The organism is Halobacillus litoralis, assembly GCF_009856355.1.
In the GTDB taxonomy this organism is placed as follows: domain Bacteria; phylum Bacillota; class Bacilli; order Bacillales; family Halobacillaceae; genus Halobacillus; species Halobacillus litoralis_B.
In genome coordinates this window covers 1-26104 of record NZ_WMEW01000005.1, presented here as the reverse complement: position 1 = coordinate 26104, position 26104 = coordinate 1, and the positions used below count along the sequence as shown (strand labels likewise).

Annotated in this window: 29 protein-coding genes and 2 riboswitches; of the genes, 14 read left to right on the top strand and 15 right to left on the bottom strand. The window is 46.3% G+C overall.

Annotated features, from left to right (window positions below):
* The first annotated feature begins 466 nt into the window (after positions 1 to 466).
* The 4 genes from GLV97_RS08795 (at position 467) to GLV97_RS08780 (ending at position 4848) form a co-directional block, all read left to right on the top strand.
* Entirely contained in the window at positions 467 to 1837 is a 1371-nt protein-coding gene (locus GLV97_RS08795) for a spore germination protein (RefSeq protein WP_160889521.1), read from the top strand.
* The gene (locus GLV97_RS08790) at positions 1830 to 2924 is read left to right on the top strand and encodes a GerAB/ArcD/ProY family transporter (RefSeq protein ID WP_160889520.1); all 1095 of its coding nucleotides are present in this window, start codon (positions 1830 to 1832) and stop codon (positions 2922 to 2924) included. The genes GLV97_RS08795 and GLV97_RS08790 overlap by 8 nt, the downstream gene beginning before the upstream one ends.
* Complete coding sequence (locus tag GLV97_RS08785; protein ID WP_160840392.1) at positions 2914 to 4059, top strand: Ger(x)C family spore germination protein; 1146 nt, start codon at positions 2914 to 2916, stop codon at positions 4057 to 4059. Before GLV97_RS08790 ends, GLV97_RS08785 begins: the two co-directional genes overlap by 11 nt.
* Before the next feature lie 66 nt (positions 4060 to 4125).
* On the top strand, positions 4126 to 4848 hold the full coding sequence (locus tag GLV97_RS08780; protein WP_160889519.1) for a 3-ketoacyl-ACP reductase: 723 nt from the start codon (positions 4126 to 4128) through the stop codon (positions 4846 to 4848).
* A gap of 181 nt (positions 4849 to 5029) precedes the next feature.
* On the opposite strand, the gene GLV97_RS08775 is transcribed toward GLV97_RS08780, so the two are convergent.
* From GLV97_RS08775 to GLV97_RS08755, 5 genes are all read right to left on the bottom strand, one after another.
* Positions 5030 to 5770 (bottom strand): ABC transporter permease, encoded by a 741-nt coding sequence (locus tag GLV97_RS08775; protein WP_160840394.1) that lies wholly within the window; start codon positions 5768 to 5770, stop codon positions 5030 to 5032.
* Positions 5767 to 6678: an ABC transporter ATP-binding protein gene (locus GLV97_RS08770; RefSeq protein ID WP_160835894.1), complete on the bottom strand. Its 912-nt coding sequence runs from the start codon at positions 6676 to 6678 to the stop codon at positions 5767 to 5769. Before GLV97_RS08770 ends, GLV97_RS08775 begins: the two co-directional genes overlap by 4 nt.
* Before the next feature lie 248 nt (positions 6679 to 6926).
* Positions 6927 to 7757: a MetQ/NlpA family ABC transporter substrate-binding protein gene (locus GLV97_RS08765; RefSeq protein WP_160889518.1), complete on the bottom strand. Its 831-nt coding sequence runs from the start codon at positions 7755 to 7757 to the stop codon at positions 6927 to 6929.
* 34 nt (positions 7758 to 7791) lie between these two features.
* Positions 7792 to 8454 (bottom strand): methionine ABC transporter permease, encoded by a 663-nt coding sequence (locus GLV97_RS08760; RefSeq protein ID WP_202409580.1) that lies wholly within the window; start codon positions 8452 to 8454, stop codon positions 7792 to 7794.
* Positions 8414 to 9457: a methionine ABC transporter ATP-binding protein gene (locus GLV97_RS08755; RefSeq protein WP_160840397.1), complete on the bottom strand. Its 1044-nt coding sequence runs from the start codon at positions 9455 to 9457 to the stop codon at positions 8414 to 8416. Before GLV97_RS08755 ends, GLV97_RS08760 begins: the two co-directional genes overlap by 41 nt.
* Positions 9458 to 9532: 75 nt before the next feature.
* Positions 9533 to 9636: riboswitch (SAM riboswitch) on the bottom strand.
* A gap of 175 nt (positions 9637 to 9811) precedes the next feature.
* On the opposite strand from GLV97_RS08755, the gene GLV97_RS08750 reads away from it, so the two are divergent.
* Entirely contained in the window at positions 9812 to 10159 is a 348-nt protein-coding gene (locus GLV97_RS08750; protein ID WP_160835897.1) for a carboxymuconolactone decarboxylase family protein, read from the top strand.
* 97 nt (positions 10160 to 10256) lie between these two features.
* Complete coding sequence (locus tag GLV97_RS08745) at positions 10257 to 11318, top strand: iron-containing alcohol dehydrogenase family protein (RefSeq protein WP_160889517.1); 1062 nt, start codon at positions 10257 to 10259, stop codon at positions 11316 to 11318.
* Between the two features lie 12 nt (positions 11319 to 11330).
* On the opposite strand, the gene GLV97_RS08740 is transcribed toward GLV97_RS08745, so the two are convergent.
* The 5 genes from GLV97_RS08740 to GLV97_RS08720 all read right to left on the bottom strand — a co-directional run bounded on the left by GLV97_RS08740 (position 11331) and on the right by GLV97_RS08720 (position 15362).
* Positions 11331 to 12674 (bottom strand): NAD(FAD)-utilizing dehydrogenase, encoded by a 1344-nt coding sequence (locus GLV97_RS08740; RefSeq protein WP_160840399.1) that lies wholly within the window; start codon positions 12672 to 12674, stop codon positions 11331 to 11333.
* The gene (locus GLV97_RS08735) at positions 12667 to 13248 is read right to left on the bottom strand and encodes a GNAT family N-acetyltransferase (protein WP_160840400.1); all 582 of its coding nucleotides are present in this window, start codon (positions 13246 to 13248) and stop codon (positions 12667 to 12669) included. The genes GLV97_RS08740 and GLV97_RS08735 overlap by 8 nt, the downstream gene beginning before the upstream one ends.
* A 143-nt stretch (positions 13249 to 13391) precedes the next feature.
* Entirely contained in the window at positions 13392 to 13538 is a 147-nt protein-coding gene (locus tag GLV97_RS08730) for a hypothetical protein (RefSeq protein ID WP_160835901.1), read from the bottom strand.
* A 73-nt stretch (positions 13539 to 13611) separates the two neighbouring features.
* Positions 13612 to 13995 (bottom strand): ectoine synthase, encoded by a 384-nt coding sequence (locus tag GLV97_RS08725; RefSeq protein WP_160835902.1) that lies wholly within the window; start codon positions 13993 to 13995, stop codon positions 13612 to 13614.
* A gap of 152 nt (positions 13996 to 14147) precedes the next feature.
* A complete protein-coding gene (locus tag GLV97_RS08720) occupies positions 14148 to 15362 on the bottom strand; it encodes an EAL domain-containing protein (protein WP_160835903.1) in 1215 nt (404 codons plus the stop codon).
* Between the two features lie 164 nt (positions 15363 to 15526).
* Here GLV97_RS08720 and GLV97_RS19945 point away from each other — a divergent pair, with 164 nt between their 5' ends.
* Entirely contained in the window at positions 15527 to 17170 is a 1644-nt protein-coding gene (locus GLV97_RS19945; RefSeq protein WP_160889516.1) for an N-acetylmuramoyl-L-alanine amidase, read from the top strand.
* Between the two features lie 52 nt (positions 17171 to 17222).
* Here the strand turns inward: GLV97_RS19945 and GLV97_RS08710 are convergent, their stop codons facing one another.
* Complete coding sequence (locus tag GLV97_RS08710; RefSeq protein ID WP_160835905.1) at positions 17223 to 17648, bottom strand: RDD family protein; 426 nt, start codon at positions 17646 to 17648, stop codon at positions 17223 to 17225.
* 177 nt (positions 17649 to 17825) lie between these two features.
* Between GLV97_RS08710 and GLV97_RS08705 the strand changes: the two genes are divergently transcribed.
* Both GLV97_RS08705 and GLV97_RS08700 read left to right on the top strand, forming a co-directional pair.
* Positions 17826 to 18356: a DUF420 domain-containing protein gene (locus tag GLV97_RS08705; protein WP_160835906.1), complete on the top strand. Its 531-nt coding sequence runs from the start codon at positions 17826 to 17828 to the stop codon at positions 18354 to 18356.
* 198 nt (positions 18357 to 18554) lie between these two features.
* A complete protein-coding gene (locus GLV97_RS08700) occupies positions 18555 to 18785 on the top strand; it encodes a hypothetical protein (protein WP_160835907.1) in 231 nt (76 codons plus the stop codon).
* A 172-nt stretch (positions 18786 to 18957) separates the two neighbouring features.
* On the opposite strand, the gene GLV97_RS08695 is transcribed toward GLV97_RS08700, so the two are convergent.
* Positions 18958 to 19887, bottom strand: coding sequence for a hypothetical protein (locus GLV97_RS08695; protein WP_160889515.1), 930 nt, complete (start codon positions 19885 to 19887; stop codon positions 18958 to 18960).
* 227 nt (positions 19888 to 20114) lie between these two features.
* A riboswitch (TPP riboswitch) is annotated at positions 20115 to 20215 on the top strand.
* Between the two features lie 91 nt (positions 20216 to 20306).
* On the opposite strand from GLV97_RS08695, the gene GLV97_RS08690 reads away from it, so the two are divergent.
* From GLV97_RS08690 to GLV97_RS08675, 4 genes are read left to right on the top strand one after another with little or no spacing between them, the layout of a single operon-like run.
* The gene (locus GLV97_RS08690; protein ID WP_160889514.1) at positions 20307 to 20909 is read left to right on the top strand and encodes a YkoF family thiamine/hydroxymethylpyrimidine-binding protein; all 603 of its coding nucleotides are present in this window, start codon (positions 20307 to 20309) and stop codon (positions 20907 to 20909) included.
* Positions 20906 to 21484 carry an ECF transporter S component gene (locus tag GLV97_RS08685; protein WP_160835912.1) on the top strand — a complete coding sequence of 193 codons (579 nt, stop codon included), beginning with the start codon at positions 20906 to 20908 and terminating at the stop codon, positions 21482 to 21484. Before GLV97_RS08690 ends, GLV97_RS08685 begins: the two co-directional genes overlap by 4 nt.
* On the top strand, positions 21484 to 23115 hold the full coding sequence (locus GLV97_RS08680) for an ABC transporter ATP-binding protein (RefSeq protein ID WP_160889513.1): 1632 nt from the start codon (positions 21484 to 21486) through the stop codon (positions 23113 to 23115). The genes GLV97_RS08685 and GLV97_RS08680 overlap by 1 nt, the downstream gene beginning before the upstream one ends.
* A complete protein-coding gene (locus GLV97_RS08675) occupies positions 23096 to 23875 on the top strand; it encodes an energy-coupling factor transporter transmembrane component T family protein (RefSeq protein WP_160889512.1) in 780 nt (259 codons plus the stop codon). The genes GLV97_RS08680 and GLV97_RS08675 overlap by 20 nt, the downstream gene beginning before the upstream one ends.
* 101 nt (positions 23876 to 23976) lie before the next feature.
* On the opposite strand, the gene GLV97_RS08670 is transcribed toward GLV97_RS08675, so the two are convergent.
* Genes GLV97_RS08670 through GLV97_RS08660 form a run of 3 tightly spaced genes read right to left on the bottom strand, consistent with a single transcriptional unit; the run spans position 23977 to position 25271 of the window.
* Positions 23977 to 24405, bottom strand: a complete 429-nt coding sequence (locus tag GLV97_RS08670) for a hypothetical protein (protein WP_160889511.1) — start codon at positions 24403 to 24405, stop codon at positions 23977 to 23979.
* A gap of 3 nt (positions 24406 to 24408) precedes the next feature.
* Positions 24409 to 24969, bottom strand: a complete 561-nt coding sequence (locus tag GLV97_RS08665; RefSeq protein ID WP_160889510.1) for a GNAT family N-acetyltransferase — start codon at positions 24967 to 24969, stop codon at positions 24409 to 24411.
* Between the two features lie 44 nt (positions 24970 to 25013).
* Positions 25014 to 25271 carry a hypothetical protein gene (locus GLV97_RS08660; RefSeq protein WP_160889509.1) on the bottom strand — a complete coding sequence of 86 codons (258 nt, stop codon included), beginning with the start codon at positions 25269 to 25271 and terminating at the stop codon, positions 25014 to 25016.
* A gap of 238 nt (positions 25272 to 25509) precedes the next feature.
* Here GLV97_RS08660 and GLV97_RS08655 point away from each other — a divergent pair, with 238 nt between their 5' ends.
* Complete coding sequence (locus tag GLV97_RS08655; protein ID WP_160835918.1) at positions 25510 to 25905, top strand: sporulation protein; 396 nt, start codon at positions 25510 to 25512, stop codon at positions 25903 to 25905.
* Positions 25906 to 26104 lie beyond the last annotated feature (199 nt).

Below are 26104 nucleotides of genomic sequence, written 5' to 3'. Positions count from 1 at the left end.
TTTCGATTTTTAAGAATTCTGAAGGAGCGGTGCCCCCGGAAGAACGAGTGGTCCGAGATCCCCGAGCGTGGGTTTTGCGAGGAAGCTCGGGCGCTCGTCCGCGGAAAGGGAAGGGGTTTACGCTCCTGGCGGTAAGAAAGAAAAAGCTTGTAAAGAAACAGGGGTTTCTCTACAAGCTGAAGCCTGCTCCCCAGAAGGAGCAGGCCTTTTTTTATCGGTAGGGGTCTTGTTTTCCTGTACCATTTGTTTCCCCTTTTTCTCGTCGAAGGGCATTTAAATCCTTCTTGCTTTTATTTTTCGCTTTTTTTCCCATGTTCCACCCTCCTTTCCTTCTTATCCTTTGTTATTTTCCTGCAGCTAATGAAGCAGTTTTTTCCATATAGAAGTCCCTTCTGCTTTTCAGGGTAATCCACCATGAATGGCTCATACTAATAAAAATTCCAAGAATCTTATGGAGGGCTATCCGTTGAATGTCAAGGAGTACCTGTCCCAGAAGAAAAACGATGACTGTGTTACGATCAAAACCATCCCATTTGCTTCCCACAACATTTATGTCTTATATATGCCCTCTATTACAGATATGACCAAGATCCAGGATTCCATTCTCGCTCCGCTGCTTGAGTGGAATAATCCGGAGGACAAAACCGTAGAGCATGCATTTTCTGCCGAACCTTTGACGATCCTTTCTCAAGCAAAGGATATGGATAGTCATCTTCTCAATGGATATACACTAATGCTTGAGAATGAGACCGTATATGCTGTTGAAACATGCGGATTCCATTACCGTGCTGTATCAGAACCTGTATCTGAAATGACACTCAGGGGCGCCAGGGACGGGTTTATTGAATCACTGGAAGCAAACATCAAGCTCCTCCGTGTTCACTTGAGATCTACGCATCTAAAGTTCGAACACCTGTCACTCGGTTTAAAAGCCTTCACCCATGTAACCATTGCCTACGTGGAGGAGGAAGCCAACGAAAAATTATTGGAAGAAGTAAGAAAGCGCGTAAAGGCGGTTAAAGAAGACTACCTCCCGGATGGAGGGGTGGTTGAACAAAGCCTGGAGAAAAATACATTCACTTTATTTCCTGAACTCCAGGAAACCGAACGTCCGGCTAAAGTCGCCAACGCCCTGGCTGAGGGAAAGGTGGCCATCTTCGTGGAAGGCTCCCCTTCCGTCCTGTTAGCACCTGTAACCTTAAATTCCCTTTTTCAGACATCAGATGATTATAACTTCAAATGGATTCCTGCTTCTCTCATTCGCCTGATGCGGTTTGCCGCCGCATTTCTTGCTGTCATGCTGCCATCTATCTATATATCGCTGATTTCCTTTCATCATGGATTAATCCCTACAGATCTGGCCATTTCCATATCCAAAACAAGGGAAGGCGTACCTTTCCCATCATTCATGGAAGCGTTCGTCATGCAGCTGACGATTGAAATTCTACGGGAAGCCGGCATCCGTCTGCCTAAGCCTATAGGACCGGCTGTCAGCATTGTAGGAGCCATTGTATTAGGTGAGGCCGCTGTGACAGCCGGAATCGTCAGTCCATTGATGATCATCGTCGTCGCTTTTGCAGCCATCTGCTCCTTTACCATTGTCGACTACAGCCTCAGTCTTGCGTTAAGGACGGTGAGTTTCGTCATGTTGTTCGCGGCTGCTCTGCTGGGCATTTACGGCTTAATCCTCGCCGTCTTTATTTTGAGTATCCATTTGATCCGGTTAAACAGCTTTACAGTCCCTTACCTGGAACCCTTTGCTCCTTATTACCCAAACAGATGGAAAGACACATTGATCCGGTTACGATTTGATAAAGAAGGTGGTTTGGATGAGTGATTTAAGACAATTGACTTCCATTCAGCTGATCGTCATCTTTATATCAGCGATGATTGGCGTAGGGATCATTTTGATGCCGCGTGATCTGGCCAACGCAGTGAACTCCCCGGACTTATGGGTCAGTATCATCATCGGCGCTCTTCTTATGTGCCTGATCACCACTTTGTATGTTTTATTAGTCACCCGTTATCCAGGTCTCACTTTCTTTGATATGTCAAAAAAGATCACCGGCAGATGGATCGGAACGCTGATCAACCTCTTTTTCATTTTTCACTGTCTCATTGTAGCCTCCTATATTTTAAGAGTAACCACAGCTATTATAAAAAATTACCTGCTGGATACCACTCCATTATATGTAATCATTGGATCATTTCTGCTGGTCAGCCTTTATTTAATCAGCAACGGACCTGGAGATGTCGTCCGTTTTTTCCAGCTGTACTTTCCTGTCATGATGTTCATGTTTCTCATTCTCGCTCTTCTGAGTATCAAAGATGTGGACGTCCAAAACTTACGGCCTGTCCTGAAGAGCAATCTTATGACAACGGTCACCCAATCGAAGATTTCTTTCTTTTCATTTATCGGCATTGAATTCCTGATGATTTTCTCTCCCCTTATCAAAACGAAAAAAATAAAGAAACTGGCTTTATCTGTATGGACCAGTATTATTGTGACCGCTGTGATTTATGTGATCTTCCACATTTTAACCATCGGAGTTTTAGGCATAGCAGAACTAAAGGAAATCACGTTTCCAACGATCGAGATGGCGAAAAGCATAGAATTTCAAGGTTTCTTCTTTGAACGTTTTGAATTGATTTTCATTTTCGGCTGGCTGATCACTGTTTTCACTTCATTTACGACTTATACCTATGGAATGATTCTCGGAATTGGAAAAGTAACGAAGCCGGGCTGGTGGTGTATGGCTGCCGCAGGCCTTTTGATTTTCTCTATAACCCTTTATCCGGAAGGTCTTACAGAAGTGCTGGATTACTCCTCTCATATTCAGTGGGTCAGTGCTGCTGCGATCATTGGATTTCCCGGGCTGTTACTGCTCGTATCGTTGGTGAGGAGGCAGACGCATGACACTTAAATCTCTTTTCTGCCTGATTTGTTCCGCTGTCCTTTTGACAGGTTGCTGGGATATTAAGGAAATAGAAGATGTCGGAATTGTTACAGGGCTGGCATTAGACGTTGCCGAAGAGGATCACATGTTAATGATCAATCAGTATGTAAAGCCGGGACAGATTCCCACCCAACAGGACAGTTCCCAGACGGACAGCCCGTACCAAAACCTTGAATCAACCGGAACGACGCTGTTTGAAATGATCCGTGAGAACTCACTGGAGAGTAACCGCCCGCCCAACTATACCCATTTAAAATCGATTTTATTTTCAACCAGGCTGCTTGAAAAAGAAAAGCTCAGTCAACTGATTGACCTTTACATCCGTGACCACGAATTCCGCCGGACTGTTCCGGTATTCATTACAGCGGATCCCGTTCAGAAAATATTCAACGCCCAGCCGGAAAAAGAGCTGTTTCCAGCCATCCAAATTAAAGAATTAAGTGAAAACTACCATAAAAATAATACCAACCCTAAAAACTTAACGATCGGAGATATGTCCCAGTATATATCAGAGAAAAAAAGCTTTATCATACCAGGAATGGCTATCATTAATGGAAATATCAAATCCTACGGCGCCGGCGTCATTTCAGGAAAAACGTCCCAATATATCGGCTGGATTCCACTTGAAAAGATGGAAGGCGTCCGTTACCTCCATAACAATGTAGAAGGTGGATACATTTATTTAAGCGAAAAAAATATCGCAGACGGACCTGTCGTTCTGGAAATTAAGGGGGCGGATTCCAAATTTGATGTTTCCTTCTCTGACGGGGAGCTTTCCATGAGTGTTGATGTAAAGGTGACCACATCCCTTGGTGAAGACTGGGGCGTCGACCGCAACGTTTTTAAAACGGGCTGGGAAGAAGGAATCAAGGAAGCCGCGGATAAAAATATCGAGGATAAGATCAATGCCATTCTTCAGATCGCGCAGAAAGAATTAGAAACGGATTTTGTCCACCTTTCCCAGTGGGTACGTATCCATCAGCCGGACTATTGGAATAAACATAAAGAGGAGTGGGATGACATCTTCCCACAGATAGACATTGACGTTCAGGCTGATGTAAGTATTAAAGACTTTGGTACACAAAACTTCAATATGAAGTGACATCTTTTGAATCCTTTCCAGCTTCCGTTTACACTTTAATAAAGAATGGAAGAAAGGGTGAACAGAATGGGACAGGAAATTACGGAAAAAACTGCCTACATCACAGGGGCCGGACGCGGCATCGGTAAAGCTGCTGCACTTAAACTCGCCGCTGAGGGCGTTCATGTCGGGTTAATGGCCCGCACAGAAGAGGAGTTAAACAAAACAGCAGACGAAGCAAGGGCATATGGCGTACAAGCCGCTGCAGTCTCTGTGGATATTGCCCGCTTGGAGGATGTTGAACAGGCGGTTGAACATTTAAAAGAAGAAATCGGTCCTGCCGATATTCTCATTAATAATGCTGGTATTGGGCTTTACGGTGATTTTCTTGACATCGAGCCTGAAGATTGGAAACGGACATTTGAAGTCAACGTGTTCGGCACCTACCATGTAACAAGAGCCGTCCTCCCTCATATGCTTGATAAAAACCATGGAGATATCATCAACGTATCTTCAAGCAATGGACTTAAAGGAACAGCTGGATCCACTTCCTACAGTGCATCAAAATTCGCCGTTCAAGGAATGACAGAAGCACTGATGCAGGAAGTACGACGCAGCAACATACGTGTCTTCACACTCAATCCGAGCCTTGTGGCCACAGAACTGGCCTTTGGAGAAAGTTTGGAAGAGCAGGATAAGGAAAAATACATGCAGCCGGAGGACATCGCCGAGTATATGACTGCCCAATTGAAGCTTCATCCGAGAATCTTCATTAAGCAGTCTCTTCAATGGGCGACCAATCCGTTCTAATTCATAAAAGCATAAAACCCGTCCTCTATGGGAGACACTCCCACTCCGGACGGGTTTATTATGCCCTTTCGCTGCCTCTGCTCCTCAACTGGGACAGCTCTTTTAAACACTGCGCTGGTTGAAAATATCAGTGTCTGTTCCAAGAATCGCCATTGGGAACCTGCATTTCCCTGCCCCTTCCCTATCTATCACTCCAACGGAAAAACCTGGCGGCTAATATTGTAGAAAATACGGAAATGCCGATCAATACAAACACTTCGAATCCATATTCAAAAATGGGTGCTTCGTTCCACGTCCCCCTCAAAAGTTCAATGACGTAATAAAGCGGAAGTATTTTCGCCGTGTATTGAAGAACTTCCGGCATCATTTCCAGTGGAAAGGTCGCTCCTGACAAGAAGATCATCAAATTCAAAAATAAAGAACTGATGGCCGCCGCAGACTGTGTATTCTTAGCCAATGATGTAATGAGAAGAGCAAAAGGAAAAAAAGCTGCAATGCTGAGAAAAAGAGCGGCTAAAGTACTTCCAGCGTAAACGGGAATTTCAAGGTCGTACATCAGCATTCCGAATACCAGAAGAAGTAAAGCAGAACATAGGAAAATCACTGTCCCCTGCACGGTATGAGCCGCCAGAATCTTCCACGGCTGCAATGGTGTGGACTGATACCTGCGCAGAACTCCGGTTTCTCTGTAGCTGGCAAGTACTGTTCCCAGGGTGAAAAAGGATGTGGTTACGATATTCACCCCGATCCAGGAGGGGATGAATAAGGCTGCAAAAGAGAAATTTCCTTCTATATTATTTCCAAACATGGATCCGAACAGCCAAATCATCACTACTGGAAATAAAAAGGTCCAGAACACGCTGAGACGATCACGGAAAAACATTTTCGTTTCCAACTGAGCAAGCTTCCAGACGACAATCATTCGGCTTCCTCCTTTTCCAAGTAATGGACGAATAGATCTTCCAATGTCCCTTTAGCAAATTGGAAATGCATTAAGGACAAGTTCTCCTGATGACAATAGGTGAAAATATGATAACTGGTCAGCTGCAGATCATCACTATAAACCTTGAACGTATCATCCTCTTTATCAACCTTGACGACTCCAGGTATGGATCGAAGCTTAACATAGGGAATATCCCTGCTTTGAAACGTGATCAACTGGCCTCCGCTCTTCTCCAGGAGGGCAGACGGACGGTCCAGAGCCCTCAATTCACCGCTGTAGATCATTGCTACCCGGTCACAGAGCTGTTCGGCTTCTTCCATATAATGCGTCGTTAATACAATGGTGCTCCCCTGGTCTCTCAATTTGCGTATCAACGTCCACAACTCCCTGCGGGCGTGGGGGTCCAGTCCCATACTCGGTTCATCGAGAAAAACGATTTCCGGCTGATGAAGAGTAGCCAGAGCAAGAGTTACCCGTTGTTTCCACCCGCCTGACAAATTTTCAAATCGTACATTCATTTTCTCCTCCAGACCCAGCATCTCTACAAGTTGGGCTTTCCGGGCCTCCCCGGGGTAAAAAGCAGCAAATAGATCCAGTGCTTCTTTCACCTTCATCTTTTTTTGAATGGATGCCGACTGAAATTGCACCCCGATCTGCTGATTCAGCTGTTGGAGCTGCCGGTTCGGCGTCAAACCTAAAACATCAATGCTTCCGCTGTCAGGCTTTAATATCCCTTCAATCATTTCCAGTGTGGTCGTTTTTCCTGCCCCGTTCGGTCCGATGATTCCGAATATTTCCCCCTTCTCAACAGAAAAGGAGACTCCTTTGACAGCCTGCACACGGCCGAAATTTTTGGACAGACTTTCTACTTTAATGACAAACGTCATGCGCTCCCCACCCTTTCTACTTCTTCATACGGATGATAAAACTATACGTTTCACTCCAGCAGGAAAAATAGAACCATTTCCCAATCTGTTCCCTCTTCCCTGTCTTATCTTCATCATAAGCTCTATGCAGAAAAAACTCCTCTGATTCCAGCCGACATGCGGTCCAGCACTGGTCACATGCCTTTGTACCTATTCAACCTGCTGTGCACCTGAAAAAAGCCGCCTTCCCAGGGAAGACGGCGCCGTCCTTATTCTTTTTCTTTCATCCATTGAGGCTTACCAAAGCCTTCAAACTTTTCATCCATGATTTCCTCAAACTCTTCCGACTCCACAACTTCCTTAATATCCTTTGTAAACTGTGCATCCAGATCTTCGGTCTTCACAGCTACTCGGTTTCTGTAATCATCAGGCATATCCTCAAGGGCAAGAGCACTTAACAAGTCCATCTCAGCAGCAAGAGCATAGTTACCAGGCACCATGGAAAGGTCTTCACTGTCCACCAGACGTGGCAGCTGGCCTGCTTCCACCTCAACGAATTCGATGTCTTTTGGATTTTCTGTAATATCATTCAGGGACGCACGAAGAGGATCCACATCCTCCTTCAACGTGACAAGACCTTCATCCTCAAGAATGGTCAGTGCACGGGCCAGGTTGGTCGGGTCATTGGGAATCCCCATCGTACTGCCTGTTTCAACACTTTCAATGTCCTCATAATCATTGGAATAAATCCCCATAGGAGCTGTTGGAACAATAATCACCTCGGACAAATCCAGGTTATGTTCTTCGGCAAAGGACTCCAGATAAATTTTATGCTGGAACAGGTTGGCATCCAGATCTCCATTAGCCAACGCCTTGTTGGGCTGTACATAGTCTGTAAATTCTTTATTGGTTACTTCATATCCTTTTTCCTCCAACAGCGGGGCGATCGCTTCGTTCACCATATCACTGTATGGGCCGGAAGTTGCTCCAAAACGGATGGTTTTCTTCTCTTCTGCATCTGCATTCTCTTCGCTGCCTCCACAAGCCGAAAGGAAAGTCATGATGGTTAATGCAGCAAAAAGGGTAATGATTTTTTTCATTTTATCGTCCTCCTGAACATTGATTTCTCTTGAATTAACTCTTTTTCACTGTCTTGGCCAGGAAATCTCCTGCGTACTGGACAACCTGAACAAGGACGATCAGCACAATAACCGTTGTAAACATGACAAAATTATCATAACGGTAATAGCCGTACCGGATAGCCAGGTCTCCGATACCTCCGCCGCCAATAGCACCGGCCATTGCAGAATAGCCGATCAGGCTGATCGCCGTTATAGTTAAGCCGCTGATCAAACCCGGCTTGATTTCCGGGAAGATGATATCTTTAATAATCAGCCATGGAGAAGCTCCACAAGCAATTGCCGCTTCTATGACACCTTTATCAATATCCCTGGCGGATGATTCTACAATTCTTGCATAAAATGGGATCGCAGCTGCCGACAAAGCAACGGAGGCAGCAATCGGTCCTGTTGTCGTGCCTAAAAGAAAATTAGTAAATGGGAATAAGAACACAAGCAGGATAATGAATGGAATAGAACGGACAAGGTTTACAAAAATACCTACAGCCCCTTTAATCCACTTGTTTTCCAAAAATAAGTCACGGTCGGTGACGAAAAGCAGCAGTCCCAGGGGAAGACCGGCAATCACAGCTACCCCGAGCCCGATCCCCACCATGATCAATGTTTCGATAAATGATTTATTCAGCTCGGGCCACAGGTTGATCAGCTGTTCGATCATGATTCAGCACCTCCACTTCATCCAGTATCGTCCGCAGACTTTCTACAGCTCTGTCGACTTCATTCGATTCACCTGTTAATTCCATCACAAACGTACCAAGTGCCTTTTCCTGTATGTAATCAACATTTCCATGCAGGATATTTCCTTTGATTTTATAATTTTGAAGCAGATCCGACACTACGGTATCACCGGCCTTTCCTCCGGTAAATTTCATTTGAACAATCGTACCCCGGCTGTTTTTCAACAGCTCTTCCGGCACATGAAAATCAATCACGGTTCGGATAAACCGCTTCGTCAAAGCATTTTGGGGAGAAGCGAAGATTTCGTAGGCTGCCCCCTGCTCCACTATCCTTCCATCTTCCATGACGGCACAGCGGTCGCAGATCTCTTTTACAACCTCCATTTCGTGTGTGATGAGTACGATGGTAAGCCCCAGTTCACGATTGATCTTTTTTAAGAGCTTCAGGATAGACTGCGTCGTATTCGGGTCGAGCGCTGAAGTCGCTTCATCACACAGCAGCACTTTAGGATCGTTGGCAAGCGCACGGGCAATACTGACCCTCTGTTTCTGTCCGCCGCTCAATTGGGCCGGGTACTGATCAGCTTTATCGCTTAGACCGACGAGTTCAAGAAGCCGATGCGCACGGTCGTGCCGCTCCTGCTTTGGTTTACCAGCTGCCTTCAGGGCAAACGCCACGTTTTCCAAAACGGTTTTCCCCATGGCAAGGTGGAATCCCTGAAAGATCATACCTATGGACTGGCGCGCTTTTCTGAGGTCCTTTTTGGACAAGGAAAGGAGATCGATTCCATCAATGTAAACCTTCCCGGATGTGGGGCGTTCCAATATATTCATACACCGGAGAAGTGTACTTTTCCCGGCTCCGCTGTATCCTACAATTCCATAAATTTCACCTTCCTGAATATCCAGTGAAACCTCGTCCACCCCGATCACTTGTCTGTTCTTGGATGTGTAAATTTTGCTGAGCTCCTGGATGGATATCATAACAATCCTCCTTTACTTAATAAAAAAAACTCTCTTCCTTATCAAGAAGAGAGTTTCGCATAACTATCAGCCAAACTCTTATCTTCCAGAATTTATTATTCCGGCGGATTTAGCACCACTCCACATGGAAGGTTGCTGTGACGTCTCCGGGCCTTTCCCTCAGTCACTCTTGATAAGAATTAGTTGTTGCTATTCGTTTATGATTTACAACTTTAACGCATTATTATCTGTTTGTAAACAATTTTCTCAACATTTCATTAATAACCGGAATGTGCCAAGTAACCCATCCCACCGTTTAATCCACTGGAAGGGGAAGGAATAGAAGGAATATCAAAGAAAAGGGAGAGTGATTGAATGACACAGCGAGGAGAAGAACTACTGAAGGAATATAGAAATGGTATTGAGACCTTAACGGAGCACCTGCCGGAGGCGACAAAGGAATACAACCACTTCACCGGCTCTTTTTTTGAGGATGGGGAACTAAAGAAAGGTACGAAGCATTTGATGGCCCTTGCCATCAGTGTGAAAGAGGGCGATGAAGCAAGTATTGCCTATCATATGGATCAATGCGTAGAAGCGGAATGTACTGACAAGGAAATTTATGAATCGATGGGTGTTTCCGCTGCTTATGGAGGGGGCTCTGCCATGAGTCAGGCCGTCACAACAGGACTTAACATCCTTCAGGAATTCCGAAACCGCTGAGATACAAAACCGGGAGAGCTTCTCCCGGTTTTCTTATTGACATATTATTCTGTCATCTGGATAATGATGGCTATATCATTTTCAGGGGTGATCACATATGAAAAACGTAACCGTTCAAGGAGCACCAGCCATTTATAAAGCCGAATCAGGAGTTCTTAAAGAGCTGCCCGAATGGCTGGCAGATCAATCGTTCACAAAGGCAGGAGTCATACACGGAGAACAATCATGGAAAGCTGCGGAACCCTATTTTCCAGATCTGACCATTCCGGTCCGATTTGAACAATATCATGGGGAATGTTCCCACGAAGAAGTGGCGCGCTTGAGTGAATCCCTTCAGGATCGTGATGTTCTCATCAGCATCGGTGGTGGAAAAGTGCTTGACCTCGGAAAAGCCTGTGCCGATCGTCTGCATATTCCTGTGGTGCTCATACCTACATTGGCCTCCAACTGTGCGCCATGGACGCCTCTCAGTGTCTTTTACGATAATGAAGGGAACTTTGAAGAATATATCATTTATCCACGAAGTACGTGGATGCTGCTTGTAGAACCGGAACTGCTCGTCCGCGCGCCGGAACCGTATTTTAGGGCCGGCATCGGAGATACACTCGCCAAATGGTACGAAGCAGATGTGCTCACAAGGTCTCTTGCTTCTAAACCTATCGCTGTTGACATTGCTCTGCATGCAGCAAAATTATGCAGGGACGTTCTTATACAGGATGGAAAAGCGGCCGTGGAAGCCGTCCGGCAGCAGGCGGTCGTCCCTGCCTTTATGAGAGTTGTGGAAACCATTATTATGGCTGGCGGTATGGTCGGGGGTTACGGTGACAGCTATGGAAGAATCGCAGGCGCGCACTCGATACATAACGGGTTGACCCAAGTACCTGCCACCCACGCCTTTCTTCATGGTGAAAAAGTAGCCTATGGAATTCTCGTCCAGCTTGCTCTGGAAGGCCGTTTCGATGAGATAGAAGCCCTCACTCCCTATTATCAGGAAATGGAACTTCCAGTCACTCTCAATGATTTCAATTTGAACAACAAGGAAGAAGCCATCTCCATTACAGCCGAACATGCTGTAAAGCCGGGGGAATCCATCCGCTTAATGAATGTGATGGAAGCTGAACAAGTGGAAAAAGCAATGTTTCAGATTGAAAAAGGATAACCGCGCCTGCGGTTATCCTTTTCCTTCTATAATCTCTCCTACATAAATCCCGCTGGCCGCCGCCTGGGATAAGGAATGAGTGACAGATGAACAGTCTCCCGCCAGAAACAACCCTGGAACGTTCGTTTCAAAAGTCTCATTTGTTGGAATGACCGGTTCGTAAAATTTAGCATCCAGTCCATATAATAAAGTATCCGGATCCACCGGTTCCCCGAGCGCTTTTTCAAGAGAGGTCAAAAACTCTGTAAGAGCATCCATATAAACACTTGGGACTTCCTCACGCAGTGAACCTTTCTCAGCATCAAGAGAAGGGGAAATTCTGTTTGTATGAAGGGACGTCGTGTCCCTTCCCGATTTAAAATCTTCCAGACGCTGGACGACAATCCGATCGCCCGACCGATTGATGCCCCCTATGATCCGCTCCGCTTCCTCCATGGCCTTCCATTGATCCGGAAAGTATCGAGGTACAAACAAAGTGAAATTCACATTTTCCCCCGGCACACCCTGTTCACGGGAGTTTTGTCCATCCGGCATGACGAGCCCATGCTGATGCTTCCGAATGATCCGCCCTTTTGGGTTCATACAGTACGTGTAGGCTGTGTAACGGTTTGTTTTCTTTAACAGTTTTGTTTCAAACGTTTCCTTCAGCAGAGCATCCAGCTGTCCGCCACGCATCTCCACCCGGACACCCAGATCCAGACGGGTATCCTTCGGCTTGATATTCATCGACTCTGCTATGCTTGAAAACCACTCCCGGCCGCTGTTGCCTGTCGCGAGCACAATCTTCCGACTATAGAATTCTTCACCATCCGTGAGAACACGGAAGCCGTAACCCGATGGTGTGATGGACTGGACCCGGGTATTGAAAGAAAAGGACAGCTGATTCTCCATGTGTTCATAGAGACTTTGAAATACCTCCCGGGCCAGAGATGAGCCGAGGTGCCGGACTTCTGTCGTTAATACCTTCAAGTCCCCGGCCGCTGCCCTTTCTTTCACCTGGTCGTTATCGGTCGAATAGGTCTGCACCCGGCCGCCCCCATGCTCCACCAGGATATGATCCACCTTTTCCATAAGACGATCGGTTTCCTTCTCGCCAATTTTGCGTGACAGCTCTCCACCGAAATCATGGGTGAAGTTGAATTTACCCTCTGATTTTCCCAGACCACCAAAACCTATGTACTGATCACATTCACCGGAACACGTGCAGGGCTGCCCATACTCACGCGCACAATGCCTCTCTTTCAAAGGCTTTCCCAAGTCTACCATTTTCACTTGAAGACCGGGATGATTCTCGATGAGGGTGTGGGCCAGAAATGTTCCAGCTACACCAGCTCCGACGATCGTCACGTCAACCATGCTTCTTCCTCCGTTCTTGAACTTTAGCGTATATGCATGTATCGGTCAGATGTCTTCCATCAACAGAAAGGTCCTCCATACGTAAGATTCCTTCAAGCTGATAGCCTAATTGTTCAGGAATCCTTCTGCTTTTTTCATGTGCCCTTTCACACCGGATTTCCACCCGTGCTCCACCGAGATCCTCAAGAGCAAGGCGAGTTAGTTCACGAACCGATTCCCGCATGTATCCATGACCGCTCCATTTCGTGTCAATCCAGTAACCGACTTCGAATTTCCCGACCTCCCAGTCGATATTGTGCAGTCCCGTTGATCCGATAAAATCCCCTTTCTTCTTATGAAAAACGAGGTAACGGAGTTTTTTTCTTGCCGTAAAATCTGTGTGGGCCTGTCTGGTGCTGCTTTCTGTATCTTCAATCGAAGGCATTTCCTGTACAAAAGGAAGCCACGGCTTCAGCTGCTGTTCTGATCGGTGGACCGCCTCATTGATCATCCCACCGTCTCCAGCCTCCGGTCTCCTAAGGATGAGGCGTTTGGTATGCAGGACATACGGAACATCAATATGTATAGGATCCACGGTTCCCCTCCTCTTCCTAATCATAGAATACCAAATTGTTAACCAAATTGAAAAGTTATTTACATTGATGCGGAAGTGACTCTGACAAAAGTGGAAGAAAGCCTCCAGCTGTCTTCCACTCTTCTTCGTGCTCTCTTTCTTTTTTATGAAGCCGCAGGCCCTTGACCCGCTGCAGTCATACGGTAATCATAATTTTCGGCCTTCCACCTCCGAAGCCCGGAATACAAACCGACACCGAGGCTGATCACTGAGAGACCGATGGCCATAGACAAGCAAAAATCTGTTGTCATGATGGCCGGGAGCCCTACTTGGGCGGACTGGGAAATGGATGAGCGCAGACTATATAACAGCGGCCGATTTCAGTTACGGTCTCATAGGATACGTCCCGTCTGCATCGTGTTTTTCATCTCCATGTAAAGGGGGGTTAAAGACACAGATCATCCGCATATCAGTGAAAGCACGCAGCACATGTTCATCATGCTGATCCAATGCGTATAAGGTATTTTCCCGGATGGGCCATACGCTTTGGTCAGAAAGTGTGATGACCTCCCCTTCCCCCTCTATACAATAAACAGATTCAAGATGGTGCTTATACCACATTTTCGTTTCAGTCCCGCCCCGGATCAGCGTGTCATGGACGGAACAGCCCATATGGTCCTCAGCAACAATCAAACGCCGGCTTGTCCAGTTTTCCCCCTTCACTTCTCTGCTGGACCCAAGGATATCTTCCAATGCTCTCACTTTCATCTGCATCCCTCCTGTCTTACTTTATTCAATAGACATTCATGTAAACCCTTCTTTGGAACAAGAGGACAGACGCAGGCAAAAAATGGCCTGCAGAGCCACGTTTCCGTGATCTGCAGGCCGCCTTAAAAATCGTTTGACTGATATACTCCCCTTCAGGCGAGCAGACATTCGTGATCATACAAATACGCGTAGCGCAGATCAATGAAAAGAAAATGCTGCTCAGTTAACGGGAAGCTGAATGTGCGGACCATTTCTTTGGTTTCAATATCAGAATAAAGGTCAGAAAGAAGTCCCGCATGGGATTCTTTCATCTTCATCACATTCTCCAGAAAGTATGGACGAAAAGCCCAGTTGGATCCTCTCTTATCTGATTCCACAAACCAGTCCTCGTCTTTTTTACGGAAGTTGGAGGATACCTGCTGGCCGTCCATATGGCAGATAAACATCCGGAAGCTTTCGTTGTGGAACTGTTCGGTCACACCATCTATAAACGCATCCGATTTCTTAGGACCTTCCCATCTCGGCAGCAGCTGTCTTACTTTTGCCTCCCAGTGCTTTACATACTGCTGACGATCTTGCAGCAGCCGTTTCTCCCGCTGGACATATCCGCTCATTCGTTCTTTAATATCGACAGCCAGTGAACTCTTGCCGACAGGATCAAAGGAAGGGTGAGCGAGGTAATACCCCTGGTAAAAGCGGCTGCCGTGTTTCCAGGCAAAGTACAGCTGGAAATCATCTTCAATATTTTCAAATAACAGTGCGGCTCCAATCCGGTGCGCGAGCATGGATAATGAGTACATGATATCCTGGAACGCGTCGCCATCCTGTCTGCGGATAATCCCTGTATCAATTTTTAAAATATGAGGTTCCAGCAGCCGGATCCGGTCGATGTTTGAGCTTTTAGCTCCGACATGATCCACTGCTATCTGGATACCGTACGTCTTGAAATAAAGCAGGAGATGGTTCAACGTTTCAAAGTCTTCGTCAAAATCATGTTCGGTTACTTCAATAACAATACGACTCAAGTCAAATCCCTGCTCCTTGAAGTGAAGCAGCGACTGCAGCAGATCATCCCCGTTGTTCACCATGAGCTGCTTAGCATTACGGTTAATAAACAGCAGTCCTTCTTTCCCATCAGCCATCATCATATGAACAGCCTGACTCAGGACAACTTGATCCACCTCCACCTTGAATTCCTCCGGGACATCCGTATCGTGGAAAAATGGACCAAGACTCTCCCACGTCTGATTTTCTTTATACCGGGCCAGCACCTCATATCCAATCACATCATGATTAATGGCACTGACAATGGGTTGAAAAACGGGTTTAATTTTATGTAAGTTACCTACAATATCCAGTGGATCCATGAGTCTCCTCCTTTGCACGTCATTTTAATATTATACAATACAAGCACAAGTCAGCTAAAGCATGTGTTTCATCCGGCTGTATATTCTCTTTCCTTCATTCATCTATACAAGTATCCAGAAAGACTCATATACTAAAAGAGTATCGTGAGAGGAGAAAGATTCATATGAAGACAATAGTCATTGACCCGGGTCATGGAGGTACAGACCCCGGCGCCGTCTATATGGGGTACCAGGAAAAGACCTTCAACCTTTCCATCGCCCTTAATGTCCAGCGGTACCTCACCCAGAATTATGAAGCTGAGGTCGTCATGACAAGGAGCTCGGATCAAACGGTTTCCTTGAACCGGCGGACGACTCTTGCCAATGCCGGAGACGCTGATTTTTTTCTATCCATTCATAATAATGCCGCGGGTGGAAGAGGCTTTGAAAGTTATATTTATAATGGGAGCCTTGCCCCGGATACGCAGGCTTATCAATCCATCATCCATACGACAGTCTATCAAACGGCTTCAAAATACGGAGTGAGCAACCGCGGAATGAAACGTGCCGATTTGTTCGTCACCCGCACAACCGATATGAGTTCTCTTTTACTTGAAATTCTGTTTGTCGATCACCCGGACGACCTGGCTCTGCTTAGAAATTCCTCTTTCATTAATGACATATCCACAGCCATCGGAGAAGGAACAGCAAAAGCCCTGCAGCTGCCGAGACTGGCCGGTGCCGCTCCTTCTCACACCTCGACCTTATACAAAGTTATGGCTGGAGCTTTTCGAAGCCGGGAAAACGCTGAACAAAGAATCGAATTTCTATCCCAAAGTGGAACCGCCGCGTTCATCGTTCCTGCTGTCATTGGAGGAGAGGCCTATTACCGTGTGCAAACAGGAGCCTTCTCCAAAGAGTCCCATGCAAAAGCACAGGTAGAACAATTACAAAAAGCAGGTATTGCAGACGCTTATATTCTCACTGGATCAGATAGTTCGGAATCCCCCGATCCTGGTAATGACTTGTACCGGGTGATTGCCGGATCATTCAGAGACAGGAACCATGCGGAAAAAAGGGTTAGCAGCCTTACTGCCGCCGGATTTCCTTCGTTTATAACAACTATAGAATTGGGAGGACTGACGTATTATCGTGTGCAGACTGGAGCTTTTAAAGAAGTGAAACATGCCCGTGCCCTCGTAAATCAATTAAAACCGTACGGGATCATGGATGCCTTCCTTTGGGCGGGTTCCCCTGTACCACCTCCACCTGAAGAGACGGAGGACCGATGGACGATTCTTGGGGAGAGTCTGATGAGCGGTTGTCAGCTTGATCAATTTGCCCGGTCGGTTTATCCGGTTGCACCAGAGCTTGGAAAGTATTATGTGAAATACGGAAATCTCTACGGTATTCGTGGGGATATTGCCTTTGCCCAGGCTGTTCACGAGACCAACTACTTCCGTTTCACTGGAGATGTACAAAGGGAACAGAATAACTTTGCAGGGATCGGCGCTGTAGGTGGAGGAGCTGCCGGGGCGTCCTTTTCAACACCTGAAGAAGGGGTGCATGCGCAAATTCAGCATTTATTTGCCTATGCATCCACCGATGCGATCCCTCAAGGGTTGACAGAGGTCGATCCACGCTTTGGTCTCGTTACCCGGGGAAGCGCAGTTACATGGAGCGGGTTGAACGGAAAGTGGGCTGTACCCGGCGGTCAATACGGACAGCTCATCTTATCGATCTATGAAAGAATAGTCGTTGACACACTGGAATCTATAAAAACACAGCAGCAGAGTCTCCAGCGGATCCTGGAAGATTCAAAAGAATAAATAGAACCGGTTTCTTAGCAGGAACCGGTTTTTACTTGGGAGCAGAGGGCAGTCACTCCTCTTTCGTTTCTTTTGGTTGCATCGTTGTGAAAGAGATCACCTCTCCCCAGCTCCGTCCTTTTTTGTCCAGGATGGATGTTCCCACAGATACCAGCAGCCACCAGCCATTGGTCAAGAGGACAGGACCGAACCCGAGAACCGCCCTTATTAGGAGCTGCAGTCCATTCGGTTTCCCTCCATCGGTCGATGAGACGGACATATTTGTGAGCAGCATACCTACCGTTCTGCCCTGCAGGAACAATGGCAGGACGACTAACAATGTCAGATGGATGATGATGAAGGACTGCCAGAATACAGGGTTGGGGTCAAATCCCCTCCCCGTGTCCTGCAGGTGGGTGTACAGGGCTGCCAATATCCCGGAGAAAATCAGTTCTCCACCAAACCCCAGGAATTTCAAAAACAGGTACTTTGGGTGCATATTCTTCCCTCCTTGTACCTATCCTATGGAGTCTTCCGTGATAAGGTCAGCCCATTGTTATGCCCTCCATCACACAATCAAGTGACAGTTTCGTTAACGTTCGACATTATGAGATGATTTTCAAGCGGAATTTTTATATACTAATTTTGCAGTCTATTTTGAGATGGGGTTTTTACTTTGGAAATAAAAAAAGATTTTAACTATGTACCATGGGTGGTGGGACTTTCCATCGCTATCAATGCGATTGTAGTCGCTCTGTTGTTTCTTCCGGAAATCGGAAGCGAAACCAGCTTCGATATTACGCTGCTTCCATTACTCAATGCCGTCTTCAATTCATTTACGTTTGTCTTTCTGAGCGCCGCTTTATTTATGATTATCCGAAAAAACGTTACGTGGCATAAACGGTTCATTTTTGCTGCTTTTACGACAACCGCCTTATTTTTAGTTACGTATCTTACGTACCATTCCATGTCTGAATCCACATCCTTCGGCGGTGAAGGTCTGATGGCGGGAATTTATTACTTTATTTTAATCACCCACATTGTCCTGGCTGCTCTAATCGTACCCCTGGCCCTGTTAACACTTTTCAGAGGTCTTGCGATGAAGGTGGATAAACATAGGAAAATCGCCCGGTGGACGATGCCGATCTGGCTTTATGTCAGTTTGACTGGTGTAATCGTGTATTTAATGATTTCGCCTTATTATTAAATAAAAGTCACGTATCTTTGGATACGTGACTTTTTCATTTTTATAGTAAAAAAACAATACTCAGACCGGAAAAGTTGGCTATTTCCCTATATATTTGTTATTGTAGAATAACAGCCGACAGGTTACACCGTCGGTCATCTCTATAAAAATATAATGAGCACATGTCCAACCCGCTTACGGCTATAAGGAGACTAATAAATGGACATTCTTGACTTTATCAAGGAAGAAGGATTTACGTCTGCAAGATTTCAATCGTTCGCAGGAAAAGATACGCTCATTCAATTGAACCGGCTTACCGATATGAAGGAATTGTTCGGCCTGCTTGAAATGACTCCGACATCCGTTCGGTACTATCCTTATGAAAAACTTCCTTACCTGGACTGCTCTCAGAATGAAGACAATGTAAAATTGAGATTGTTTAAACCATAAATATAACCGGGATACATGCCGCATGTATCCCGGTTTTCTTTATTCCATTTATTTTTCTGGAAAAGGAGCCTCAGCGGCAAGCGTAGTCAGAAGCATCTGCTTCAACCCCGGGGTGATCTCCTTTAAATCGAGGTTCATTCGAAAAATGTGCCCATCACTCTTTTTTCTTTATTCACCATTCTTCTTGAAAAGCATTGATTTTCTTCCAGCGATGCACGGCTGTGATTCCTTTCCACTGCTGTTCTGCAATCGCAAAAGCCTTCGAACCGCCTCCCCAGTCCCAGGAGATATCCCAGACCCCTTCCTCTTTTAATGTTCTTAGAAAGTAACGGAGGTTTTCCAGAACCAGAGGCTTATATTGAGAATATAACGGGTGCTGCGGGGATGAGATAATATCTGTCGGAAGTGCACCGTACCCGTTCCCCCACTCGGATGGGTCCATGATCAAACATTCTTCTCCTAACGACAGAAGATGGGCTTGTACCTGTTGGATCGAATAAGGGAGATGACCTTGGACCTGCTCTGCATTCCTATTTAAGGAGATCCATAGATTCTGATAACACTGCCATTCGTGGAAGTCCATTTCATGAGCATTCATCAAATGCTGGAGAGCTTTCCCTGCACTTTCCACACCCGTGCTCCAGGCTTCCGTATTCGCTTGGGAACATTCGATGAGAAAGCCGGCTATTTCCGCTCCCGGATTGAACATCCAGTTGGACTGAACCCCTTCCCTCCACGTCCACCAGGGAGCATGAGGATACTGGTTAACCTCAGGAATTACCGACGGCCACATCCCTGTGTGATGATCATAGGTTCGCAGCAGGTAGGAAACCATCTGCTGAAGCAGCGGCTCTTTAGAAGATACATTCAATTCAGTCAGCACCTGTGATGCTGCCCACGCAGCCATCGGTGATGAATCAGGAAGTTGAAAATCCGGTTCGATTCCGTGTCCAAACCCTCCATCCTCATTTTGAAACGCTTTCAAATATTCGAGGACTTTTGGTTTTGAACCCTTTTCAAACAGTGCCTCCCACCTTGCTGCTTCCAAAGGACGTGCATGCCGCTTGAGCCACCTGCTTGTCCGTTCCATGTGCTTGTTCATACCTCTCTCCCCTTTCCCTCGACGTGCTCTTTGCTGCGATTTTTCCTTTTCCACTTATAGTAACGGCTATTCCAAAAGTCCGGCCGCCCTTTTAATACCCTCAGCTTATCACGATTGGAAGATTTTGAAAATGAAGTTCCCTGCTCAATCTTATGAAAAGGAGAATTAACGTTTACAAACTTACGCACTTCCGCTACGATGGTATCAATACAAGAAACTGTATACATATGAGGCACTGGGGGAGCTGCTGTACGCGGCTGAGAGGAAAATCCGACCCTTGGCACCCGAACTAGGTAATACTAGCGTGGGGAAGTGCAGCCGTTCTATCAAACAGACCTTGACAGGTTTTTTTATGGATCAACGGACTGCATTCCCCCGGGATGCAGTTTTTTTTGTGTTAAATAAAGGAGGAATCGTATATGAATCACGTTTGTGGTACGTCAAAAATTGCTGGATGTTCGTTTTCTATCCATCCGATGAGTGAAGATTTTGCGGAGATTATCCTGGACAGCTTGAATATGGTCGATACGTCTAAAGTGTGGCTTGATACCGATGATGTTACAACGACCATACGCGGACGGCTGGAACATATTTTCGATGTCACGAAGGCCATTCTCCTTCAAGTTTCGAAATCCGGGGTTCATGCGGCCCTTCAAGCTACTTATTCCATCGGCTGCCCTGGAGACTCCAACGGTGATACCTGTCCAGACGAGTCTTTAGACCGGATGAACGAAGACTCCTCCCGGTTCATCCACCAGCATTTATCAGCCAAATTCTCCCTTTACCCAATGGGGGGTGGGAGCTACATGGATACGATATACACGCAGATTGAAGCGATGAAATCAAAAGGCGTTCAAGTCACTCCTGCCCATTATTCTACACGGCTGGATGGAGATACCCACACGGTTTTCAAAGGTTTGGAAGACGTTTTCCGCGCAACGGAAGCCTCAGGTTCCTCTCACACCGTCATGACCGTAACGGTGTCAGTAAACAGTCCTTCCACCAAGGAGGTTGAGTCATGAAAAACTGGAAACTCAAAGAAATTGTGGTCCTTTCTGCGTTGTCTGTCGTATTTGCCGTCGTATACCTGGCCTTTCTCCCTGTTGGCAAACTTCTCTCAGGGTTATTCGGCCCCATCGGTTATGACTTCATCTTTGGAATCTGGTTTATCGTTTCCATCATTGCTGCTTATATTTTACGCCGGCCCGGTGCAGCTTTTCTGTCTGAAACAATAGCAGCTACTATTGAAGTCCTGCTCGGAAATGCTTCCGGCCCTCTATTAATTGTGACGGGAATGGTCCAGGGTCTTGGAGCTGAAAGTGCCTTTGCTTTGACACGCTATCGGTCTTATCACCTCTCCGTGCTCATGCTTGCCGGTATCATGGCTGCCGTTTTCAGCTTCATATGGGGGTATTTTCAGTCTGGATATGCCGCATTAAGCGGTGGATACGTTGCCGCCATGCTTATTATCCGGATGATCAGCGGTGCTTTGATTTCCGGTGTATTCGGTAAAGCCGTCGCCGACGGACTTGCAAGAACGGGCGTCCTTTCCAGCTTTGCTCTCGGCCGGGAGTTAAGAAAGAAGCGTGCCTCCTGATGAAGACAGCTGTCCAATTGGAAAACTTGTCACTGACGTATGAAGAAAGTGGAAGAACCGTTTTGAGGGATATCACACTATCCATTGCCAGGGAACAGGACACGCTCATCCTGGGGCCCAGCGGATCAGGGAAAAGCTCTCTTGTCCAATGCTTGAACGGGCTTTACCCTGAGAACCTGGATGGAGAAATGACCGGCCATGTTTATATTCACGGCCGGTCAACGGATGATTTTAAGCCCGGGGAACTGGCTGAGACCGTCGGAAGTGTCTTCCAGGATCCCGAAACTCAATTCTGTATGCTTACGGTGGAAGATGAAATAGCTTTCGGGTTGGAAAACCTTCGTATACCTGCCGAAGAAATGGAACCGAGAATAAATGAGGTCCTTGAACAAGTGAATTTACTTGATAAAAAAACGTCCATGATCCATCAGTTATCCGGAGGGCAGAAACAGAAGCTCGCCCTTGCCTGTGTGCTGGTAATGGAGCCCGACATCCTTCTTTTGGACGAGCCGACAGCCAATTTAGATCCACGGGCAGCCGGAGAATTCATCGAAGTGCTGACTTCAATCAAAAGAAAGAGAAGCCTCACCATTGTTGTCATCGAACACAGACTGGAAGGGTGGATGGAACTTCTTTCTCACGTTATTGTTCTTCGTGCGGATGGAGGTGTACTTACTACGGGCCCATTACATGACGTGATGAATAAGCAGGCCCATATCATCCATGACCAGGGCATCCGGCTCCCCTATCCCATTCAATATAGTCTGGAGGAAGACGTCCCTCCTCCCTATCCGTTCACCCTTGAAAAGCTTGCTGATCAGAACGTCCGGCTTCCATCAGTCGATCGTCCCCGACGGCCATATGGGAAGAAGATAATGGAGGCGGCCGATGTCCAATGGAAAGATATTTTAAAGGATATCAGCTTTTCTCTCTATGAAGGGGAATGGATCGCCGTAGTAGGCGCAAATGGAAGTGGGAAAACCAGCTTATCCAAAATAATGGCCGGCATAACGAAGCCGGACAGCGGTATGGTTCATCTGAAAGAGAAACCGATGAAAAAATGGACACCCGATCGTTTAAGGAAAGAATCAGGGTACGTATTTCAAAACCCCGAGCATCAATTTGTAACGTATGAAACCTTTGAGGAAATTGCTTTCAGTCTACGGCAGCAGGGAACTGCTGGATTGGAAATAAACCGCCGGGTTAAGAATATGCTCTCTCTCTGCGGACTGGATGGATTAGACAGGCATCCCCCCTATCAATTGAGTCAGGGGCAGAAACGCCGATTAAGCGCAGCCACTATGATGGTGGAAAATCAGTCCGTTCTCTTCTTGGATGAACCTACATTTGGTCAGGATGCCGCTTCTACCCAGCAACTTATGGAGCTTCTTGAAGAACGTTTCCAACAAGACACTTCTCTGTTTATGATCACACATGATATGGAACTTGTTCACCGATATGCTACAAGAGTCATCGTTATGGATAAAGGAAGAATCGCTTTTGACGGCCTTCCTGAGCAGTTGTGGATGCATGAGCACCTTTCTGACTGGCATATCGAACCTCCCCTCCCCGTTCAATTGTATCGATTATTAACAGAGAGGAGCCGTTATCATGTTTCTTCATACTCTTAATCCTGCTATGAAAGCCTGCACGGTTGTCGGACTTGTCTTTGTGCTTGCCTGTTTGTTTGATCCTGTAACGCCTCTCGTCTTCACACTATTTACGATTACCGTAACACTCGTTTTCGGCCGGTTCCGGAAACGGGTGTATGCCCTTTACTTGTCAGCTTTTACACTGTTTGCCTTTGGGATGCTGTGGACGACTATTGCCTTTGCTGACACGCCCTCCCAGCCTGAGGAGACTATCCCGCTGGCAGGTTTCCTTTTCCCGAAAGAGGATGTATTGACGGCTCTGGCGCTTTCCTTCCGTGTGATGGCTTTTGCTGCTTTATCTCTACTATTTGTGTTCACCACAAATATGGTGCATTTCATATTAAGTCTCATCCAGCAGCTGAAGCTTCCACCTAAGCTTGCTTATGGACTCATGGCCGGCTACCGCTTTCTGCCTATGATGAAAGAAGAATTCGATCAAATCCGAGCAGCCCACCGCATCCGAGGGGTCACAGAAGCCAACTCTATCAAAGGAAGATTCAAACAGCTGAAACGCTATGCCATCCCCCTGCTGGCTGGAGCTGTAAGGAAGGCAGAACGCACGGCTGCAGCCATGGAGTCCAAAGGGTTTACAGGTGAACGCACCCGGACGTACTACAGACCTATGAAAATCACAGGACGTGACTGGGTCTTTCCTTTGGTTATGTTTGCTGTGCTCGGTGTGTTGATTGTCCTTTCCTTTCAATTGGACTATTTCCGCTGGTATAACGGCCAATTCTAACAGAGGCATTCCTCTGTCATCAAAAAAAGGAGAGGGCATCTGTGCCCTCTCCGCAAAAATGACATCCAGTTTAGTAAAGCGCTTACTATACAGACGGTCGTTTACTCTGCATACACAATGGACTGGATATACTCCGCATCATTCTTTGAAAGCTCAGAATACCGGATACTGTTCCACGTCTGACCGCTCCGGATTCCAAGCACAGCGGTATCCTTTTCAAACCAAATCCTTGCATCCAGAATACCGACGGAACGCTCCGGACTGATCAGTTCCAAAGAAATATCAGGATTGTCCACGTCGACAGATGCTCCTTCCAAAGGTTTTTGATGAAGCAGAATATTAAGCATTGTATCAAGTTCAGCCTGATGCTCCTCATCATGAAGGGTGGCAGCCATTTCCGGTTCGCCGCCAGCTTTTAAAGTCGTCAGCGTATACGAAGGATGATCTCCTAAAACCAACGCTGTTGCATACCCTCCCCCAAAGACGAGTCCGATACCAGCGATCCATAATAAAAATTTCCCTTTTCTCATTGGTTACACATCCCTGTTGTGATGTTTATTGAATTCAGTGCGCAGTATGGAATACATATAAGCATCGTGGTTCTCCCCATTTTGGAACAAGTAGCCTCTTAACAGGCCTTCCCTTTTAAACCCTGTGTTTTCCAGCACATGGTAGGAAGGGATATTTGCCGGGAAGGTAACGGCTCCCACCCGGAACAATCCCAAAGTTTCAAAAGCATAAGCGAGAACGCGGGAAACAGATTCCATGATCAGTCCTCTTTTCCAAAAATCGGGATGAAGTTCATACCCTATTTCAGCTTTTCTCCCCCAAAGAGTTAAATGATGAAGCCCCACCGTACCGATAAACGCTTCGTTTTCTCTAAGCACGATCCCCCAACGTACAGCCTTTTCAGACTGAAATTGTTCCTTAAACGTCTGAATCATACCATCAGCCTGATCCCGGTGGGTAAGAGAAGGCATCCCACTATACCTGGTTACTTCATCTCTGGACATGATATCGAAATACTCATCAATATATCCGTCGTGTATTTCGACAAGACACAACCGCTTTGTATTCAGTTCCTCAAACTCCATATCGGTCCCCCGTCCGCCATCCGTTTGATATTCCCTGTCTTTTCTTATATTTGAGAGGAAACCATGCTGTCTGCCTGGTGATAATCGTTTTTACGTACATAAAAACGGTATTCACTCGTCAAGCCGTCTGAACCAGGTACTTCCCGGATGACAGGCTTATGATGAATTACAGCGGTTCTATAATCCACCCCTGATTGAGTAAGCACGGCAGCCGCCCTGAAATAATCTTTCCTCAGGAATGTGGTGTACAACAATGTTTTTTTACTTGAAAATAGATAGGAAAATAAATGATTCACGTGCATTTAAAACCCCTCCTGTCCTATACTTTATCATAATTTTCCAACAACTATAACCCTGCCAAAGGGAATCAAAGAAGAATAGAATAAAAGATTGACGACTCTATAAGGTTGGAATATTATACAAGTGTAGACAGCTAAATTCAGCAGGCACCTCTTCCTTCAGAGAGGTTCTCGTCAAAATGTCTTTCTTCCTATATCAAAGCTGAGTCATTCATTCTGATTATAAAGGAGCACACATCCTATGCTTGCCAAACTCTTCAGCTGGGTTAAAACCGGCTTTCCTAAAGTGGACCTGGTCTTATCAGGACACCAATTTAAACCTGGAGATTCAGTTAAAGGCTCGTTTCACGTCAAAGGGGGACTTACCCACCAGACGATTCAACGTCTGGAGTGCGACTTATTTAAAAGGGAGACAGGAAGAAAACCGGCTTTCATTCAACCCATTACGACAATCTTGATGAATAGAGAACTCGATTCCAACGAGGAAACCCAATACCCTTTCCATTTCGTACTGCCTGAAGACATGGATCAGACTTCCCCGGATATCTCCTACGTTCTTCAAACGAAACTGGTGTTGGGAAATAACCGGAAAACGTCGGACTCCGATGAAATCCAGATCACTCTTCTCCCTCACTAACAAAAGGATCAAAAAAAAAACGTCACCCTCTATGGATGACGCCAGCTTGTATAGAAATCCCTGTTTGTTTACGTGGCCACTGAAAAACTCCTTTTCCTATCAAGAGAAGTGGTTAAAGGTTGTTGTTGATTCTCACGAATCGCTTGTCGATGGATGCTTGCCGCGGGCACGGCCTCAGCTAACTTGGTCAAGAAGATCA

Bases quoted from the DNA above. Each gene is read 5' to 3' on its own strand.
- GLV97_RS08790 (WP_160889520.1), top strand. From the start codon at position 1,830: ATGAGTGATTTAAGACAATTGACTTCCATTCAGCTGATCGTCATCTTT.
- GLV97_RS08785 (WP_160840392.1), top strand. From the start codon at position 2,914: ATGACACTTAAATCTCTTTTCTGCCTGATTTGTTCCGCTGTCCTTTTG.
- GLV97_RS08780 (WP_160889519.1), top strand. From the start codon at position 4,126: ATGGGACAGGAAATTACGGAAAAAACTGCCTACATCACAGGGGCCGGA.
- GLV97_RS08775 (WP_160840394.1), bottom strand. From the start codon at position 5,770: ATGATTGTCGTCTGGAAGCTTGCTCAGTTGGAAACGAAAATGTTTTTC.
- GLV97_RS08770 (WP_160835894.1), bottom strand. From the start codon at position 6,678: ATGACGTTTGTCATTAAAGTAGAAAGTCTGTCCAAAAATTTCGGCCGT.
- GLV97_RS08765 (WP_160889518.1), bottom strand. From the start codon at position 7,757: ATGAAAAAAATCATTACCCTTTTTGCTGCATTAACCATCATGACTTTC.
- GLV97_RS08760 (WP_202409580.1), bottom strand. From the start codon at position 8,454: ATGATCGAACAGCTGATCAACCTGTGGCCCGAGCTGAATAAATCATTT.
- GLV97_RS08755 (WP_160840397.1), bottom strand. From the start codon at position 9,457: ATGATATCCATCCAGGAGCTCAGCAAAATTTACACATCCAAGAACAGA.
- GLV97_RS08750 (WP_160835897.1), top strand. From the start codon at position 9,812: ATGACACAGCGAGGAGAAGAACTACTGAAGGAATATAGAAATGGTATT.
- GLV97_RS08745 (WP_160889517.1), top strand. From the start codon at position 10,257: ATGAAAAACGTAACCGTTCAAGGAGCACCAGCCATTTATAAAGCCGAA.
- GLV97_RS08740 (WP_160840399.1), bottom strand. From the start codon at position 12,674: ATGGTTGACGTGACGATCGTCGGAGCTGGTGTAGCTGGAACATTTCTG.
- GLV97_RS08730 (WP_160835901.1), bottom strand. From the start codon at position 13,538: ATGACAACAGATTTTTGCTTGTCTATGGCCATCGGTCTCTCAGTGATC.
- GLV97_RS08725 (WP_160835902.1), bottom strand. From the start codon at position 13,995: ATGAAAGTGAGAGCATTGGAAGATATCCTTGGGTCCAGCAGAGAAGTG.
- GLV97_RS08720 (WP_160835903.1), bottom strand. From the start codon at position 15,362: ATGGATCCACTGGATATTGTAGGTAACTTACATAAAATTAAACCCGTT.
- GLV97_RS19945 (WP_160889516.1), top strand. From the start codon at position 15,527: ATGAAGACAATAGTCATTGACCCGGGTCATGGAGGTACAGACCCCGGC.
- GLV97_RS08710 (WP_160835905.1), bottom strand. From the start codon at position 17,648: ATGCACCCAAAGTACCTGTTTTTGAAATTCCTGGGGTTTGGTGGAGAA.
- GLV97_RS08700 (WP_160835907.1), top strand. From the start codon at position 18,555: ATGGACATTCTTGACTTTATCAAGGAAGAAGGATTTACGTCTGCAAGA.
- GLV97_RS08695 (WP_160889515.1), bottom strand. From the start codon at position 19,887: ATGAACAAGCACATGGAACGGACAAGCAGGTGGCTCAAGCGGCATGCA.
- GLV97_RS08690 (WP_160889514.1), top strand. From the start codon at position 20,307: ATGAATCACGTTTGTGGTACGTCAAAAATTGCTGGATGTTCGTTTTCT.
- GLV97_RS08685 (WP_160835912.1), top strand. From the start codon at position 20,906: ATGAAAAACTGGAAACTCAAAGAAATTGTGGTCCTTTCTGCGTTGTCT.
- GLV97_RS08680 (WP_160889513.1), top strand. From the start codon at position 21,484: ATGAAGACAGCTGTCCAATTGGAAAACTTGTCACTGACGTATGAAGAA.
- GLV97_RS08675 (WP_160889512.1), top strand. From the start codon at position 23,096: ATGTTTCTTCATACTCTTAATCCTGCTATGAAAGCCTGCACGGTTGTC.
- GLV97_RS08670 (WP_160889511.1), bottom strand. From the start codon at position 24,405: ATGAGAAAAGGGAAATTTTTATTATGGATCGCTGGTATCGGACTCGTC.
- GLV97_RS08665 (WP_160889510.1), bottom strand. From the start codon at position 24,969: ATGGAGTTTGAGGAACTGAATACAAAGCGGTTGTGTCTTGTCGAAATA.
- GLV97_RS08660 (WP_160889509.1), bottom strand. From the start codon at position 25,271: ATGCACGTGAATCATTTATTTTCCTATCTATTTTCAAGTAAAAAAACA.
- GLV97_RS08655 (WP_160835918.1), top strand. From the start codon at position 25,510: ATGCTTGCCAAACTCTTCAGCTGGGTTAAAACCGGCTTTCCTAAAGTG.